Below are 17,339 nucleotides of genomic sequence, written 5' to 3' on the forward strand. Positions count from 1 at the left end.
GCTCCTCAAACCATGCATCTCCGACCTCTTGTTGAATTTATGTATTTCCCATAATACAGTGGTTAATTTCAGGCAACAAAAAAAACAAAATAAATGCGGATATCTATTCGGGCTTATTCAAATAATATTGATCAATTTGCTCACCAACCTGAGCAACCAAAGACCTCGCAACCAAGCCCTCAGCACACCAAATCCTACCAAGCCCGGTTTCCTCCGGCCAGACCTGCCCGATAGCCGTTTCCTGATCAAACAACCCATATTTTGATGCATCGAGGTCAGGAATCACTAATAATCTCTCCCATTGCCCCTCAATCAATACCTGAATATCAAAGGGCTCCCCTGGTTCTTCTATCTTTCCCATCTTATTGATTTTTCGTTAAAAAACTAGTACATGATACTGTTTCCTGAGTGCTTTTTACGAAACACAGGAAGCCGCCTTTCTAATGCTCAACTATTCGAAGGGTCGATCACCTGTTCGCTCAATCTCCTGCCTTCGAGTGCCATACCAATATTAATGAGAAATCTTGGGGCTACATGGTGATGATCGGCAGAACGCCAGGCACCAGACTGGGCGATAATAAAAAAACTAGCGCCATTTGGGTATTTAATCCTCATTCCATGCTTGCCCTGATAGTTTTCAGGTTTCGCATCCAGGTGTAATAAAACCCCTGTTCCAGGTTCTTTCACTTCGATTTGCATAATCATTTGTTTGAGTTAAATAATGGATGTCTTTTTCTTAAATCCGGTCTTTAATCATTAATAACTGATTCAAATTTGCAGGATTTTTCCTTTAATTTGGATCAATTATACGTAGTTTCTCCATCTCTAAAAACAAGTATAAAGAAGAATGGTTTCCCGGAATTCCGATTTTAGCAAAGCAATCCTTTATTCAACCGGAAGACACAAGAAACACCTATCCACTTATATTTCAATCGAATACAAACTAAAAAATCACATAAAAAAAACAAAAACACTTGCGTAGTTAAATAACTACACGTACATTAGTAGTCAAATAGCTACACGATGAATTTAAGACGAGATGTATTTCAAGCCATTGCAGACCCGACAAGAAGAGCCATATTGGTCTTAGTTGCCAGCCAATCTATGACTGCGGGAGCTATAGCGGCCAACTTTGATACGGCCAGACCAACGGTTTCAAAGCATTTACAAATACTCAGCGAGTGCGAATTACTGAAACAAGAGCAAAATGGCAGAGAAATTCATTACCATATTAATCCTGAGAAGATGAAAGAAGTGGCCGATTATATTGAGCCATTCCGGAAAATGTGGGAGGAGCGTTTCAACACTTTAGAAAATATCATGAAAACCTATAAAAGTGAATAACATGGAACAGAAGACAAAAATCCATGCCGAAGATGGCAAGCAGGAATTGGTGATCAGCAGAGCATTTGATTTACCCCTGGACTTACTTTTTAAAGCTTATGTAATACCCGAAATTGTAGCGCAATGGATGGGAACGAAAGTGATCGAACTGGAAAATGAAAATCATGGCAGTTACCGGTTTGAAACCAGCGATGCTGCAGGGAATGTAGTATTCAAGGCCAATGGCGTAATCCATGAATGTATTCCAAACCAAAAAATCACAAGAACATTTGAAATGGAAAACTCGCCTTTTGACACGCAGCTGGAATTCTTAGAATTTGAGAAACTTAGCGCCAATACCAGTAAACTCCGTATGCACATCATCTACAGATCCGTTGCCTTAAGAGATCAGATGATGAAAATCGGCTTCGCTCCGGGTCTCAATATGGCGCATAACAGATTGCAGGACATCCTCAGCAAATTAAAATAAGCACACATGGAAAAGAGAAACAATATGAATAGCAATAAAAAGGAGTTATCGGCCCCACAAAGTGAAGCCTTACTAGCCACATTAAAGGATCGTTTTGAGAAAAACATGAACCGTCATAAAGGTATTACATGGGCTGAAGTACAAACAAAACTACAAGCTAACCCTGAAAAACTATGGTCGCTGGAGGAAATGGAAATCACGGGTGGTGAGCCGGATGTTGTGGCTTACGACAAGGAGACCGGCGAATATGTTTTCTATGATTGTTCCGCAGAAAGCCCTAAAGGCCGCAGAAGTATTTGCTACGATTACGAAGCGCTGGAATCCAGGAAAGAACATAAGCCGAAAAACAACGCGATTGATATGGCAACAGCCATGGGCGTTGAGATTTTAACAGAAGCGGAATATCGGGACTTACAAACACTGGGGAAATTCGATTTAAAAACCTCTACCTGGCTGAAAACACCTGAAGAGATCAGAGCACTCGGTGGTGCCATATTTGGGGATAGACGTTATGATCATGTTTTCAAGTATCACAATGGTGCCGACTCTTATTATGCTGCCAGAGGATTCCGGGGAGCGTTAAGGGTTTAACCTTTCCCATACTATCATCATCGATTACGTAAACTCTATTGATCGTGATTTACCCTGATACTTGTCGGACTTTTGAAAACGCTTACCTGGAATGGCATGAAACATACAATGTTATGACAACTGACAGCTAAGTACCTAAAAACCTATTTGCAATACATGATATGTTTTTTAATAGTTATTTCGTTAGGAATGAGCACACATAGCTGAAATCTAAAATATAAAACCACCATCTTCAATTCTTTGGATTAAAGATTGTAACGGAGGCTGTTCTATATAAAGACTAATGGCAAAACAACAAAAACAGACATCAATGGCAGAAAAAGAACAATATGCTGTGTTAAAGTATATCAAAGAAAAAATATTAAAAGATTTTCCAGATGCATCATTGATTAATGAAAATAATAAGACGGTAAACCTTAAAATAGCTGACAGTAAAATACGATTGAAACAATCTTTTGATTTAAGTGGAACATTTCCAATCATCTATACTGATGATATTGATAATGTCCTACATGTGAATGAGTATATTGAAACTTTACACAACATTCATGAAGGAACAGAAGGTAATGAGAACCTTTACACATCATTAAAAACTGGTTCAATTTTAATTAATGGGGCATCTACAGACCTGATCTTTATTCTAAAAAATGTTACCAAAGGATTTCTGGAAGTAACAGGAAAAAAATATGAAGTATCAGCAGTAGTTGAGGTAAACCCTGAAAATGCTCTTTTACAACTAAAATTAGGTGAATATGAATTTGATGTTTTAGTTGAAAATGACCAATTCCTCGTAATCCTGACTCCTGATTATGATGAAAACACACCAACTTCAATTCAAAAGGAAATTAACAATGACGCTTTAAATATTCAACTTGAAGTTACTGCAATACATAAATCAGTTTAATAAAAAATACAACCAGTTTAAGCACCACATTAATTTGATGGTGCTTTTTTTTTAACCTGAAGTACTATGGTATCCGGCTAAAAAAGACAGAATCTCTTCAAAAAAAACAATACAATTTATTAGACCCGAAGTCGATCTATACCAAAATCATACTTTAAACGATTTAAAGTATGATTTTACCATTAGCCTCCAAAAACCGCCTGCATTTGTTTCTTTGGCACATTTTGTTAAATTTGATTAACCAAAAATAAAGCACTATGTATCAACTAACTGTAGGTCCGGACCAGGTAAAAGAGACTTTAAGCAAACATATTTTAGCGGACGGCTACGACCTCACCTACGATATGGAGAAAAGCCATGGCGCTTACATCTACGACTCTAAATACAACAGAAATTTACTGGACTTCTTTACTTGTTTTGCCTCCGTTCCCTTAGGATATAACCACCCTAAAATGATCAATGATGAAGCATTCAAGAAAAACCTGCTGTTGGCAGCCATGGCTAACCCTTCCAATTCTGATGTTTATACGCAGCAGTACGCGCAATTTGTAGCTACATTTTCTAAGATTGGGATTCCTTCCTACCTCCCGCATGCTTTTTTCATTGCCGGTGGTGGTTTGGCTGTCGAAAATGCCCTAAAAGTAGCGATGGACTGGAAAGTGCAAAAGAACTTTGCCCGAGGATATAAAGAAGAGAAAGGTTTTAAAGTACTCCATTTTGAAAAAGCCTTTCATGGCCGCACAGGGTATACACTTAGTTTAACGAATACACTGCCGGATAAGACCAAGTGGTTTGCAAAGTTCGACTGGCCTAGGGTTTCTGTCCCTACCGTAAAGTTCCCTTTGCAGGATGAAAATCTAAAGAAAGTAATCTCGACAGAAGAAGCATCCATTGCACAGATTAAACAGGCTTTTGCAGAAAATAAAGATGAAATCTGTGCGATCATTGTAGAGCCGATTCAATCGGAAGGTGGCGACAACCATTTGCGCGAAGAGTTTTTGATTCAATTGAAAACCCTTGCTGATGAAAATGAAGCCTTTCTGATTTATGATGAGGTACAAACCGGTGTAGGCTTAACCGGAAAATTCTGGTGCCACCAACATTACAGTGAAAAAGCACGTCCGGATATTGTGGTTTTTGGCAAGAAGATGCAGGTATGCGGAATTTTAGTGGGCGATAAAGTGGATCAGATTGAAAACAATGTGTTCCATGTGCCTTCAAGAATCAATTCTACCTGGGGTGGGAACCTGGTAGACATGGTTCGTTCTACTCAGATTTTACAGATCCTCGAAGAAGATCAGCTTTGCAATAATGCGACAGTTGTTGGTCAGTATCTGAAAGAAAACCTGGAACAATTCGCTCAGAAACATGATAAGATGAGCAATGTCAGGGGAAAAGGCTTACTTTGTGCCTTTGACTTCCCAAGCAAAGAAATGCGCAATGCTTTTGTCCAGAAAGGAATGGAAAACAACGTGATGTTTTTAGGCTGTGGAAACCAGACCATCCGTTTCAGACCATCGCTCTGCATAGAGAAAAAGCATATCGATGAAGGAATGGAGGTGATGAATAAAATTTTACCAACTTTATAATGCGTAATAAAAAGTTAAATATTTTTCTGAGTGTACTGATTTTAGTGTTAGTGGGATGGATGATGAAGGGCACCTTTAGTCAACCGGGGATTGACAATCTGAAAGGAGAGTTTACCGAGGTGGCGCATTACCGGAACGAAAACAATACCGGCCCGATCCAATACGTATTTACGGTGACGGTAAAAGACACAATCTGGTCTGAAATGGAGACTTATGGTAATTTCAAACCCCACCACAAAGGGGGAAATACCAAGGTTTATTTCTTTAGGAAAGGTACAGCGGTGCCAGATCAGTTAAGCCCGGGAAAAGTAAACTTTGACCCTTCTTATAATGGTGCTTGTATTGCCCTTTACGAAAAAAGCGCAATGGGCAATACAAGTTTAACCAAATACCCCTTCAGGTAAAACCGCGCTTCCACTAAGGTTTTACCTCAAAAAAAGGTTATACAAAGGCAGAAAAGCCGGTAATGGCTCTGCCTACGATTAAAGTATTGATCTCTTTGGTTCCTTCATACGAGTAAATTGCTTCTGCATCCGCAACGAAACGGGCCACATCATACTCCAGTAAAATCCCGTTTCCACCCATTACCTCCCTTGCCCTGCTCACCACATCTCTGGTTCGCATAGAACAAAACACCTTTGCTAAAGAAGCATGCTCGTCGGTTAACAGGTTTTGATCCTGAAGTTGCGACAAGCGAAAACAAAGCGTCTGCATGGCGGTCAGGTTGGACAACATTTCTACCAGATGGTTTTGTATCAATTGAAAAGAAGCGATAGGCTTACCGAACTGCTTCCTGGTGCGTGTATAATGCAAAGCGCTTTCATAGGCTCCTCTGGCGCAGCCTACCGCCTGCCAGGCCACACCTGCCCTGGTCATCTTTAACACCTTGGCGGTATCTTTAAAGGAATTTGCATTTTGAAGACGGTCTTCTTCTGTTACCTCACAATTGGTTAACGTAATCAGTCCATTCTGCACAATCCGCAGCGCCATCTTGTCCATCATTTTCTCTACCGCAAAACCTTTGCTTCCTTTTCTAACCAGAAAGCCTTTTACCTCCTGATCGTCCAGGTCTCTGGCCCAGATAATGGTGACATCAGAAAAGGGCGCATTGCCAATCCATTTCTTCTGTCCGTTTAAGATCCATTTGTTCCCCTGACGCTTTGCTGTGGTGGTTAAACCGCCCGCTACGCCCGAGCCAACTTCCGGCTCCGTTAGTCCGAAAGCCCCGATAGTTTTCATTTGCTGCATCCCTGGCAACCATTCTTCTTTCTGCGCTTCTGAACCTAACAGATAGATAGAACCCATCGCCAGACCGCTTTGCACGCCAAAAAAAGTGGACATAGAAGTATCTACCCTGGCCATTTCCATCGCCAGTATCCCTTCCATTAAATTCGATTTATTTGGACAACCATACCCTTTATAGGTTAGGCCGCAGATGTTAAGCTCCGCAATTCCGGGGATCAGTTCGAAAGGAAATTCTGCTTTCAGCCAGTATTTATTGACTACAGGTTTCACTTCTCTTTCGAGGAATTCTCTTACTTTAAGCTGTAAGGCACGGTCTTCGGCTTTTAAAGCCTCCTCACCGAGGTGGTAAAAATCACCCTCAATAGGTGGGAGCTCCCGTTGTTTATGCGGTGTCCCGATCATTTTCATGAGCCCTTGCAATTGTGTTTCGTCCAGATTGGATACCGAATCTACAATTTTAGTGAGGTCGACCTTTTTAGAAAGGGCTTCCAGTTTTTGGAAGTCTACACTTTTAAAAAGCGTGTACGCATTTTTAAGGGAAGAAAAGATATTCGCCATATTTCGCTGTTTCTTTTAAAAACAGCGAAAAGACGATTTTGTTAGTTTTCAGCGATTTGTCTGCTTTTAGAACAGGACTAGCTCAAATTGAAAAGATCATTTACACCCAGCAATTTACGGGAAGTAAAACCTTCTCCATAAGTGGCTCCGATAGATTTACCAAACTCACGGGCACGGCCAATCACACTGTCGAAGAACTCCGGTGAAGAGATATAAGTTTCCTGTTCTTCATGATCCGGATTAAAAAACTGTGTTTTAAAAGCTTTGATCGAGTCTATTTTGGTTTGAATATAAGGCGTAATGTCGATGATGATATCAGGCTCGATATACCTGTCCTGAATGTATTGTAATACCAATCTTGGTCTCCAGGCTTCCTGAGCTATCCCATCAATTTCGGTATGGATTTTAGGAAGACCGGATAGGAAACAGGCATCATTACTCAGATCACCGGCACGGCCATGATCCGGGTGTCTGTCGTGCAGCGCATTCGTTAAAATAATTTCCGGCTGATATTTGCGGATCATCCTGATGATGGCCAGGCGATGTTCTTCATCATTGGTAAAGAAACCATCTCTGAAACGCAGGTTTTCGCGGGCATGGATGCCCAGAACCTTTGCGGAGTCTGCGGCTTCCTCATCTCTGATTTCTGCCGAGCCTCTGGTACCCAACTCTCCTCTGGTAAAATCAATAATTCCCACTCTTTTACCGAGGGCAATGTGTTTTGCTATTGTTCCGGAACAACCTAATTCTGCATCGTCCGGGTGAACGGCAAGGACTAATATATCTAATTTCATAACGTTTAAAAATTGTTTAGAAGCGCTTATCCCAATCGCTGGATCTTCTTCTTTACTTTATTGGACAATGGTTTGGTGAAGGGAAAGAAATAGTCCACCACTTCCCCCTTTTTATTGATCAGGTACTTATGGAAATTCCATCTTGGCGTAGACGACACGTTTCCGTTGAGCTTTTTATCACCCAGAAATTTGAATAGAGGATGGGCATGATCTCCGCGTACCATCGTTTTCTCAAACACAGGAAATTCTACCCCATAATTTAGCTCACAGAACTCCTGAATTCCGGCACCTTCTAAAGGTTCTTGTCTGCCAAAATCATTGGAAGGAAAGGCAAGTACTTCAAAATCCTGAGCTTTCAGTTCCTCTCTCAACTGCTGCAATTCCTTTAGCTGAGGTGCAAAACCACAAGCCGAAGCGATGTTGACAATTAGTAAGTTTTTATCTTTAAAATCTGAAAGGTTCTTTTCTTGTCCATTGATTAATTTTACCTTAAACTGGTGTATACTTTTTGGGTGATCCGACATATTTTATTGGTAAAACCCGGAAGAAAGAATGATCGCTTCAATGTCCCGTTCTTCCGATGGGTTGTATTTACTTTTTAGGTTATGGCCAACAACTCTGGCTACTGATTGGTATAAAAAGGCGGTAACGCCTCCTTTAGTTTCTTTTACAATTTCATAAGTGGTACGTCCTACTTCCCGGTCGATCAGCTTCGTTAAAATCTGTCCCTGAGAAATGGTTAGTTCCTTAATTTCGCGGTTAAACATGTCTTTAATCTCTTTATCACACTGTTTAACGAGCACTTTTTGTGATTTTTTATCGGTTGCCAGCGCCAGATCTTTCTCCAGCTGCTCATACCTTCGCTTGGCAAAAAGCGCATAAGGCATCACCTTCATCACATTGTAACGCAAGCGGTTATAAGCGGCACGATCTGCGGGCGTCTTGAATACCCGGTAAGCATAGATCACCACCTCATTTAATGGAATCCAGGGAATCATCTCCCCTCCTTCATTTGTAGAAGCCACACGGATGGTATCATTTTTTCCCAATACAGGATATTTCACGGGTTCAGTACCGGTCTGCGCTTTCGCAGAAGCAGCTGTAATCATGACAATTGACAGAAAAAACAACCTATAAAATTTCATAAATTTATACCTCTTCAAGTTAAGGCTAATTTAATATAATATTTGATTACCAAGTCTAAGATAAAGTTTCCGGTAGAAAAGCTTATCATCCTGACGTAAATTAAGCAAATGAAATGCCAATGGTCTTTCTACAAAATGACCGGTTAAGAACGAACAAGAAATAACGTTAGAAGAAACTTAAAACTGGATGAATTATTGTGTATGTCTATGGGATCTTTACAAAAAGCCTATATTAACAAAAGTATAGGGGCAATAAACTAGCATTTGAGTAAAATTTTAGGTTCATTTGCCATTTGAAGCGCGATCCATAACCGATAACATTACCGAAAAACAATTATAGATTGATGAAGAACACACTAGTGATTGATTTAGAAGCAGAGAAGCAAGAGATACTGAAGCGATACCGTGCGCTTTTGCGTGCCTGTAAGCCAACACTTCAGAGGGGGGATAAAAAGGAGATCAGAAAGGCATTTGATATGGCCTTAGAAAGCCATAAAAACATGCGTAGAAAATCTGGTGAGCCTTATATTTACCACCCTATTGCTGTTGCGCAGATCGCCGCAGAAGAGATCGGACTAGGAACCACTTCGATTGTATGCGCCTTATTACATGATGTTGTAGAAGATACAGACATCACACTGGAAGATATTGAGCGCGAATTTGGTAAGAAAACTGCCAAAATCATCGATGGTCTGACCAAAATATCCGGTGTTTTTGATTACAACAGTTCCTTACAGGCGGAGAATTTCCGCAAGATGTTACTGACACTGGCAGATGATGTGCGGGTGATTCTGATCAAACTGGCCGATCGTTTACACAATATGCGGACGATGGACTTTATGCCCAGACATAAGCAGTTGAAAATCGCTTCTGAAACCATTTACCTTTATGCTCCCCTGGCCCACCGCCTGGGATTATATGCCATTAAATCTGAGCTGGAAGATCTTTCCATGAAATATCTGGAGCCAGACACCTATAAATATATTGCCACACAACTGAATGAGAAAAAAGCCGAAAGGACTTTATTTATCAAAAGATTTGTGGAACCTATCAATGAAATTCTGGCGGAACAGGGACTGACGGCCAATATATATGGTCGCCCGAAATCTATCCATTCCATCTGGAACAAGATGAAAAGTAAAAACATTCCTTTTGAGGAAGTGTATGACCTTTTCGCCATCAGGATTATCCTGGACAGTGCGCCGGAAAATGAAAAAGCAGATTGCTGGAAGGCTTATTCTATTGTTACCGATTTATACCGTCCAAATCCGGATCGTTTGCGCGACTGGGTTTCTTCACCGAAAGGAAACGGTTATGAATCGCTGCATACTACTGTAATGGGCCCTAAAGGTCAGTGGGTAGAAGTTCAGATCCGTACACAGCGGATGAATGAGATTGCAGAAAAAGGTTTCGCCGCACACTGGAAATATAAAGAATCCAGCAATGACAACGGCCTTGATCAATGGATCATGAAGGTTAGAGAGATGTTGAACAATCCGGAAGCGAATGCTTTAGACTTCCTGGATGATTTCAAAATGAACCTCTTCTCTGATGAGATTTTCATCTTTACCCCAAAAGGAGCCTTATTGCAATTGCCTTTGGGCGCTACAGCATTAGACTTTGCCTTTGAAATCCATACCGATGTAGGTGCCAAATGTATTGGTGCAAAAGTGAATCATAAACTGGTTCCTTTATCCTACAAACTACAGAATGGGGATCAGGTAGAGATCATCACCTCGAGTAAACAGACGCCAAAAGAAGACTGGCTGAACATTGTGGTGACGGCTAAGGCTAAATCAAAGATCAAATCTTCTTTAAAAGAAGAAAAAAGAAAAATTGCGGATCAGGGTAAAGAAACTTTGGAGCGTAAGTTGAAATCTTTAAAGATCACTTACAATACAGACAACCTGAATAAGCTGACTTACTTCTTCAAATTACCTTCTACGCAGGAGCTTTTTATTGCCGTTGCGAAAGGAAAGATTGAGTTGAAAGACCTGAAAGATTACCTGGCTAGTGAAAAAGAGATTGAAAACAGGGGTTCTTCGGAGAAAAGCGACAATCAAAAGATTGAAGCTTTACTGAGCAAAGTAAAAGGGCCGGAGTCTGATATTCTTTTGATTGGTGAAGACTTGCAAAAGATCGACTATACCCTGGCTGCCTGTTGTAATCCGATTCCTGGTGATGATGTTTTTGGCTTCGTAACCGTGAATGAAGGAATCAAAATCCACCGTACCAATTGTCCGAATGCCGCACAGCTGATGGCCAATTACGGCTACCGGGTGATCAAAGCGAAGTGGAACCGTCAGCAGGAACTCACGTTCTTAACCGGATTGCATATTATCGGAATAGATGACGTAGGTTTGATCAATAATATCACGAAGGTGATTTCCGGAGATTTCAAGGTAAACATGCGTTCTATTACCGTCGACACAGATAATGGCATCTTTGATGGCTCAATTATGGTCTATGTAAATGATAAAGAACACTTAGACAACCTGATCAAAAATCTGTTGGAAGTAAAAGGCGTAACGGCTGTTACCCGTTTTGATGCCTAAAAAAACGAATAAAACATACAGGTATATATAAAATATTGGTACCTTTGAAAGGAGTTTAAAAACTATGTCTACAAACCACAACAGCGAGTTAGTAAGAAAAATTTTCGAAGCTTATCTCGAAAATAAGAGTCTGAGAAAAACACCGGAACGTTTTGCCATCTTAGAAGAAATATATTCCAGAGATGACCATTTCGATGTAGAGACCCTCTATATCCACATGAAAAACCAAAAATACCGTGTTAGCAGAGCTACTGTTTACAACACGTTAGAATTGTTGGTTTCTTGTGATCTGGTAACTAAACATCAGTTTGGTAAGAACATGGCACAGTTTGAGAAATCTTACGGCTATCATCAGCACGACCATATTATTTGTATTGACTGCGGGAAAGTAGTAGAATTTTGCGATCCGCGCATTCATCAGATACAGAGTATGGTGGGTGAATTGCTGAAGTTTGAAATTAAACACCACTCACTGAATCTTTATGGCGTTTGTTTCGATTGCACTGCAAAGAATGCAATGAACAATCAGAATAACGAAATAAAACATGCAAGTTAACATATCCAATTTATAATATTCAAATTTAAATAATGACGCAAGTAGACGTGCTTCTGGGCCTGCAATGGGGCGATGAAGGCAAGGGAAAAATTGTTGATGTATTAAGTCCTCAATATGATTTGATAGCTCGTTTTCAAGGCGGTCCGAATGCCGGACATACTTTAGAGTTTGATGGCAAAAAGTTCGTTTTAAATACTATTCCATCTGGTATTTTCAATGAAAAAACAATGAATCTTATTGGTAATGGTGTGGTTATTGACCCGATCATTCTAAAAAGAGAGTTAGACAACCTTAAAGCTGCCGGACATGATCCGATTGCAAAAGGGAAATTGGTTATTGCCCGTAAAGCGCATTTGATTTTGCCAACGCACCAGTTACTGGATGCTGCAAATGAGCAAAGAATGGGTAAGGACAAAATCGGTTCTACACTAAAAGGTATTGGCCCAACTTATATGGACAAAACCGGTCGTAACGGATTAAGAGTAGGTGATACTACCCTTCCTGATTTCAAGGAACGTTACAACAAATTAGTAGAGAAACATAAAGAGATTCTTTCTCATTATGAATTCGAATACGATCTGACTGAAAAAGAAGCTGCATTCTTTGAAGCTATTGAGTTTATCAAAAGCATCCCTCATGTAGATAGTGAGCATTATGTAAATGGTTTCCTGAAAGAAGGAAAGAAAGTATTGGCAGAAGGTGCACAAGGAACATTACTGGACATCGACTTCGGTTCTTATCCATTTGTAACGTCTTCTAACACAACTACTGCTGGTGCTTGTACTGGTTTAGGTATTGCGCCAAACAGAATCGGCAATGTATACGGTATCTTCAAAGCTTACTGTACACGTGTTGGTGGTGGTCCGTTCCCTACGGAACTGGATGACGAAGTTGGTGAAAACCTACGTCAGGTGGGTCATGAATTCGGAGCAACAACAGGCCGTGCCCGTCGTTGTGGATGGATTGATATCCCTGCATTAAAATATGCAATCATGTTAAACGGTGTAACTGAGCTGATCATGATGAAAGCAGATGTATTAGATGGTTTCGATACCATTTATGCCTGTACTCATTATGAGCACAATGGTGAAACTATTGACTATATGCCATACGACATCATTTCTGTAAAACCTACGCCAGTTTTAAAAGCGATCGCAGGTTGGAAAACTGATGTAACAAAGATCAATAAAGTAGAAGAAATTCCTGCAAATCTTGCAGCTTACATTGCTTTCCTTGAGAAAGAACTGGAAGTACCGGTAAAATATCTTTCTGTTGGACCAGATAGAGTTCAAACGTTAGAATTGATCTAGAAATTATTTTCTGATATCCGAAAGGCGGCCAATGGCCGCCTTTTTTTATACCCGCTTTTCCCTTACCTTTGCAACGAAATGAGCCATCTGGAATTATCGTTATTTAAAAGTAAGGCGCTACACTGGGCCAATACTTTTGACATCTGCTGCTGTTTAGACTCCAATAATTATACTGACCCTTACGGGAAATTTGATTTTATCATTGCCGCAGGTGCTACACAGGTACTTTCTAAGGAAATTGGAGGTGCATTTGAAGCCTTGCAAGCTTTCTACGAACAGCATAAAACCTGGATGTTCGGTTTATTCAGCTATGACCTGAAAAACGAACACGAGGAGCTGCAATCCAATCATCCGGACTTTCATCAATTCCCTCCCTTATTTTTCTTTGTTCCTCAATATCTGATCGCCTGGAAAGATGGCCTGGCACAGGTAATTCTCGGAGATCCGAAAGTACTGGAAGAGATCGCGAATTTTGAAGTTCCGAAGCCTAAATCCTTCCCTCCTTTGAATATTCAGGCTTCCATGGATAAAGACAGCTATTTAGAGAAAATCAAACAGCTACATCAACACCTCAGCAGGGGCGATATTTACGAGGTTACTTATTGTCAGGAGTTCTTTGCTGAAAACGCAGCCATTGACCCTTTGTCTGTATTTGAGCAGCTCAATACGTTATCTCCTACCCCATTTGCCGGTTATTTCAAAATCAATGACCAGTACATCCTTTCCGCCAGTCCGGAAAGGTTTCTTTGCAAACGCGGTAACCAATTGATTTCTCAACCGATTAAAGGCACTGCCCGACGTAGTCAGGAGGCCCTGGCCGATGAGCAGATCAAACAGGCTTTAAGTGAGAATATAAAAGAACAGGCGGAGAATGTCATGATTGTAGATCTGGTTCGCAATGACCTCACCAAAAGCGCCTTAAAAGGAAGCGTTAAAGTGGAAGAACTTTTCGGTATTTACAGTTTTCCGCAAGTGCATCAAATGATTTCTACCATCAGCTGTGAGCTGAATCCGGAGCTACATTTCATTGCAGCCATCAAGAATACTTTCCCGATGGGTTCTATGACCGGTGCGCCGAAGATTCGTGCCATGGAACTGATAGAAAAGTATGAACTGAGTAAAAGGGGTGCTTATTCCGGCTCTTTCGGCTATATCAGCCCGGATGGGGAATTCGACTTCAATGTGATCATCCGCAGCATCCTTTACCAGGAAAGTAACAAACACCTGTCGTTCCAGGTTGGTGGCGCCATTACTTATGCGGCAAATGCCAATGATGAGTATGAAGAATGTATGTTGAAAGCGTCGGCCATTATCCAGACCTTATCCCTTTAAGAAAAAAAAAAGGCCGCTACCTTGAGGTAACAGCCTGATCATTATATTTTCAAAAGCAGTACTATCTGATTGGTTTTCCGGTACTGGAATTCATATAAGTTTTTGCTTCCGGTAAGAGTCGCTGAATCTGTGCAATACGAGTGGCATCAGAAGGGTGCGTACTTAAAAACTCAGATGGTTTTTGAGCACCTGCACTTGCGGCAGACATGCGTTGCCAGAAAGAAATGGCACTGGAAGGATCATATCCGGCCATTGCCATAAAGATCAGTCCTAATTTATCCGCTTCCAGCTCTTGTTTTCTGGAGTTTGGTAACAAGACAAAACCTTGTGCACCTAAGCCATAAGCCTGGTTGATGATAGATTGCGCCATTTGAGATTTACCTGCCGTAGCAGCGCCTAAAAGACTACCTCCAGCTTGTGCTAAAGTAGCCTGAGAAGCTCTTTCCGAGGAGTGCTGTGCAATCGCGTGCGCAATCTCGTGCCCCATAATCGTGGCTAATCCTGCATCATCCTTCGCAATTGGTAGAATACCGCTGTAAACAGCTACTTTCCCCCCTGGCATACACCAGGCATTGACCTCTTTGCTATCAATCAGGTTATATTCCCAGTTGAAACCTTTGATCTGGTCGGCATAACCATTGGCATTCATATATTTCGTAACCGCAGCCTGAATCTTCTGCCCTACTCTTTTTACTCTTGCCGCATCTGCATTGTTAAGCACCTTGGTTTTAGGATCTCTCAACATCGAGGTATAGCTCTGAGCGGCCACATTCTGCATTTCGCTTTCGCTCACAATACTCAGTCTGCTACGTCCGGTTAAAGGAACTGTAGAACACGAGGAAATGGAAAGCATTGCCGCAGCAATGACCATTAAATTTAAAGCTTTCATGAATTCTTTGTTTTAGGTTGTTTTCTTTTTAAACAGGTAAACTTTGGATTCTTTGCCCATGAGGAGTCGCTCCAGGTTCTTTTGGTGGGTGACCAGAATAAGTATACAAACACACATTCCGTATAGTACTTCCGATTTAACGGAAGAATGGAGAATGAATATAATGCTCAATGGGAAGGTAAAACCTGCACATATAGAGCTTAGAGATACATATTTGGTCGTTAAAAGCACGACTACAAAAACAAGAACACAAAGCATTGCTGCCGGAAAGTTAACTGCCAAAATCATTCCAAAAAGTGTGGCAACACCCTTACCTCCCCTAAAGCCCGCAAATATCGGGAACAAATGTCCCATTACAGCAGTTACTCCGAGTGCAAGTTCGTAATTGATAAATTGAGAAGAGTTTTGAGGCCCCGTAACGGATAGCCCTATAAAATAGGCAAGCTTGGTTGCGGTATACCCTTTGGCGATATCTATCGTCATCACGGCAAGTCCTGCACGTTTCCCCAATACCCTGAAAGTATTGGTTGCACCGGCATTTCCACTACCATACTCCCTCACGTCGACACCGTAAAATGCTTGTCCCAGCCATACCGCAGTTGGTATAGACCCGAATAAATATGCTAAAATTACTGCTGATATAGAATAGACCGAAATCATTAACTGCAATTATAGTAAAAAAACAGAATCAAATTCTGATGAATTAGGTTGTTTAACATGCTTTTAAACTCATGTCTAAACTTTTAACAGAGTGGGTTAAAGCGCCCATAGATATAAAATCTACCCCACAAGCCGCGTATTGGGCTACATTTTCTTCTGTGATTCCACCAGAGGCTTCTGTAACAAATCTGCCATCGATTACTTTTACGGCTTCTTTCAGATCCGCAAAGCTAAAGTTATCTAACATGATTCTGTCTACACCTCTATTTGTTAAAACATCATTTAACTCCGAAAGGTTTCTCACTTCTATCTCAATTTGCAAATCTTTTTGCTGATCTGCTAAATATTGATTGGCTGCTTTGATCGCATTCGCGATTCCACCGGCGTAATCTACGTGATTGTCTTTGATCAGGATCATATCATATAAGCCGATACGGTGATTTACTCCACCACCAATTACAACCGCCCATTTCTCCAGATACCTTAATCCAGGTGTGGTTTTACGGGTATCTAACAGTTGCGTAGGGTATCCAGCCAGCAGACCAACGATATGATTGGTTTTCGTGGCAATACCACTCATCCTTTGCATACAGTTTAAAACCAGTCGCTCGGCAAGTAAAATAGAATGTGTGCTACCAGAAACCGTCAGTGCAATATCTCCATATTTTACTGCTGCTCCGTCTGCCAGGTTCAGTTCTACTACTAATTTATCATCTATATAGTTGAAAATCGCTACTGCAAGCTCTATACCTGCAATAATCCCATCCTCTTTAATCAGCAATTTTGCTTTGCCTTGTGCATTGGCCGGGATGGTAGAAAGTGAGGTATGATCTCCATCGCCTAAATCTTCGGCAACAGCGTTCTTTATGAATTGATCTATGATTTGCTTATCCAAAACTTAAAATTAAATCCAAAAATAGCATTTTTAGTATTATTTATCCGGCTCTATTCTCAATTCCGTAATAAAAAAAGCATTATTGGATTTTTTCATGGTAATGGAAACGCGGAATTTCCCATTCTTAGTCTGTAGGAGGAGGATGCCAAATCTAAAGTTCGGATTGGCATTGATGGTATGTGTAACTGATGATTTTACCGGAGGATACTTGGTGAAGAAATTCCTTAGGATTTGTTCTGCCTGTGCTTTAGAGTAGACATCTTCTTCATCGATAATGATAAGCTCCACTGAAGATGAAAAATTTACAGCCACCTCTTTAGCATTACCAGTTTTAAAATAACCAGAAAGATTTTCAATAATATCGCTTTGAATGGCAACAGCAGAAGAAAAAGAGGTAAACAGAATCGTAAAAAAAAGTAAGGGCTTCATATTCTCTATATAGCTAACAGGCCAATGTTACATAAATTATGCCATTATTGACCAGAGCCGGGAAAACAAAGATA

General features: G+C 40.7%; 20 protein-coding genes. 10 read left to right on the top strand and 10 right to left on the bottom strand.

Features of this window, described 5'->3' with window-relative positions; translation table 11 throughout:
- Positions 1-103: 103 nt before the first annotated feature.
- Positions 104-361, bottom strand: coding sequence for a hypothetical protein (locus tag R2Q66_RS07445; protein ID WP_316747408.1), 258 nt, complete (start codon positions 359-361; stop codon positions 104-106).
- 86 nt (positions 362-447) lie between these two features.
- Entirely contained in the window at positions 448-705 is a 258-nt protein-coding gene (locus R2Q66_RS07450; protein WP_316747410.1) for a hypothetical protein, read from the bottom strand.
- 318 nt (positions 706-1,023) lie between these two features.
- On the opposite strand from R2Q66_RS07450, the gene R2Q66_RS07455 reads away from it, so the two are divergent.
- The 6 genes from R2Q66_RS07455 (at position 1,024) to R2Q66_RS07480 (ending at position 5,301) form a co-directional block, all read left to right on the top strand.
- The gene (locus R2Q66_RS07455) at positions 1,024-1,344 is read left to right on the top strand and encodes a metalloregulator ArsR/SmtB family transcription factor (RefSeq protein WP_316747411.1); all 321 of its coding nucleotides are present in this window, start codon (positions 1,024-1,026) and stop codon (positions 1,342-1,344) included.
- Position 1,345: 1 nt separating this feature from the next.
- A complete protein-coding gene (locus tag R2Q66_RS07460; protein WP_316747415.1) occupies positions 1,346-1,813 on the top strand; it encodes an SRPBCC domain-containing protein in 468 nt (155 codons plus the stop codon).
- A 24-nt stretch (positions 1,814-1,837) separates the two neighbouring features.
- Positions 1,838-2,404, top strand: coding sequence for a DUF4256 domain-containing protein (locus R2Q66_RS07465; RefSeq protein ID WP_316747533.1), 567 nt, complete (start codon positions 1,838-1,840; stop codon positions 2,402-2,404).
- A 283-nt stretch (positions 2,405-2,687) separates the two neighbouring features.
- On the top strand, positions 2,688-3,308 hold the full coding sequence (locus R2Q66_RS07470) for a hypothetical protein (protein ID WP_316747417.1): 621 nt from the start codon (positions 2,688-2,690) through the stop codon (positions 3,306-3,308).
- Positions 3,309-3,565: 257 nt separating this feature from the next.
- On the top strand, positions 3,566-4,897 hold the full coding sequence (lat, locus tag R2Q66_RS07475) for an L-lysine 6-transaminase (protein WP_316747419.1): 1,332 nt from the start codon (positions 3,566-3,568) through the stop codon (positions 4,895-4,897).
- Complete coding sequence (locus tag R2Q66_RS07480; protein ID WP_316747421.1) at positions 4,897-5,301, top strand: hypothetical protein; 405 nt, start codon at positions 4,897-4,899, stop codon at positions 5,299-5,301. Before lat ends, R2Q66_RS07480 begins: the two co-directional genes overlap by 1 nt.
- A 37-nt stretch (positions 5,302-5,338) precedes the next feature.
- On the opposite strand, the gene R2Q66_RS07485 is transcribed toward R2Q66_RS07480, so the two are convergent.
- The 4 genes from R2Q66_RS07485 to R2Q66_RS07500 all read right to left on the bottom strand — a co-directional run bounded on the left by R2Q66_RS07485 (position 5,339) and on the right by R2Q66_RS07500 (position 8,639).
- A complete protein-coding gene (locus R2Q66_RS07485; RefSeq protein WP_316747422.1) occupies positions 5,339-6,700 on the bottom strand; it encodes an acyl-CoA dehydrogenase family protein in 1,362 nt (453 codons plus the stop codon).
- Positions 6,701-6,777: 77 nt separating this feature from the next.
- Positions 6,778-7,494 carry a bacillithiol biosynthesis deacetylase BshB1 gene (bshB1, locus tag R2Q66_RS07490; protein WP_316747424.1) on the bottom strand — a complete coding sequence of 239 codons (717 nt, stop codon included), beginning with the start codon at positions 7,492-7,494 and terminating at the stop codon, positions 6,778-6,780.
- Positions 7,495-7,520: 26 nt separating this feature from the next.
- The gene (locus R2Q66_RS07495; RefSeq protein ID WP_316747426.1) at positions 7,521-8,018 is read right to left on the bottom strand and encodes a glutathione peroxidase; all 498 of its coding nucleotides are present in this window, start codon (positions 8,016-8,018) and stop codon (positions 7,521-7,523) included.
- Positions 8,019-8,021: 3 nt separating this feature from the next.
- Positions 8,022-8,639 carry a DUF4294 domain-containing protein gene (locus R2Q66_RS07500; RefSeq protein ID WP_316747428.1) on the bottom strand — a complete coding sequence of 206 codons (618 nt, stop codon included), beginning with the start codon at positions 8,637-8,639 and terminating at the stop codon, positions 8,022-8,024.
- 344 nt (positions 8,640-8,983) lie between these two features.
- Between R2Q66_RS07500 and R2Q66_RS07505 the strand changes: the two genes are divergently transcribed.
- The 4 genes from R2Q66_RS07505 (at position 8,984) to R2Q66_RS07520 (ending at position 14,392) form a co-directional block, all read left to right on the top strand.
- Positions 8,984-11,194 (top strand): bifunctional (p)ppGpp synthetase/guanosine-3',5'-bis(diphosphate) 3'-pyrophosphohydrolase, encoded by a 2,211-nt coding sequence (locus R2Q66_RS07505; protein WP_316747430.1) that lies wholly within the window; start codon positions 8,984-8,986, stop codon positions 11,192-11,194.
- Between the two features lie 64 nt (positions 11,195-11,258).
- The gene (locus tag R2Q66_RS07510; protein ID WP_316747431.1) at positions 11,259-11,750 is read left to right on the top strand and encodes a transcriptional repressor; all 492 of its coding nucleotides are present in this window, start codon (positions 11,259-11,261) and stop codon (positions 11,748-11,750) included.
- Between the two features lie 32 nt (positions 11,751-11,782).
- On the top strand, positions 11,783-13,060 hold the full coding sequence (locus R2Q66_RS07515; protein ID WP_316747433.1) for an adenylosuccinate synthase: 1,278 nt from the start codon (positions 11,783-11,785) through the stop codon (positions 13,058-13,060).
- A 78-nt stretch (positions 13,061-13,138) separates the two neighbouring features.
- Positions 13,139-14,392 (top strand): anthranilate synthase component I family protein, encoded by a 1,254-nt coding sequence (locus R2Q66_RS07520; RefSeq protein ID WP_316747434.1) that lies wholly within the window; start codon positions 13,139-13,141, stop codon positions 14,390-14,392.
- 61 nt (positions 14,393-14,453) lie between these two features.
- On the opposite strand, the gene R2Q66_RS07525 is transcribed toward R2Q66_RS07520, so the two are convergent.
- From R2Q66_RS07525 to R2Q66_RS07540, 4 genes are read right to left on the bottom strand one after another with little or no spacing between them, the layout of a single operon-like run.
- The gene (locus R2Q66_RS07525) at positions 14,454-15,281 is read right to left on the bottom strand and encodes a M48 family metallopeptidase (protein WP_316747436.1); all 828 of its coding nucleotides are present in this window, start codon (positions 15,279-15,281) and stop codon (positions 14,454-14,456) included.
- 12 nt (positions 15,282-15,293) lie between these two features.
- Positions 15,294-15,941, bottom strand: coding sequence for a glycerol-3-phosphate 1-O-acyltransferase PlsY (gene plsY, locus R2Q66_RS07530; protein WP_062550114.1), 648 nt, complete (start codon positions 15,939-15,941; stop codon positions 15,294-15,296).
- A gap of 52 nt (positions 15,942-15,993) precedes the next feature.
- On the bottom strand, positions 15,994-16,836 hold the full coding sequence (gene nadC / locus R2Q66_RS07535) for a carboxylating nicotinate-nucleotide diphosphorylase (RefSeq protein ID WP_316747438.1): 843 nt from the start codon (positions 16,834-16,836) through the stop codon (positions 15,994-15,996).
- A gap of 36 nt (positions 16,837-16,872) precedes the next feature.
- Positions 16,873-17,265: a DUF4783 domain-containing protein gene (locus R2Q66_RS07540; protein ID WP_316747439.1), complete on the bottom strand. Its 393-nt coding sequence runs from the start codon at positions 17,263-17,265 to the stop codon at positions 16,873-16,875.
- Between the last annotated feature and the right edge of the window lie 74 nt (positions 17,266-17,339).

It is taken from the genome of Pedobacter gandavensis (genome assembly GCF_032677645.1).
Classification (GTDB): Bacteria; Bacteroidota; Bacteroidia; order Sphingobacteriales; family Sphingobacteriaceae; genus Pedobacter; species Pedobacter gandavensis_A.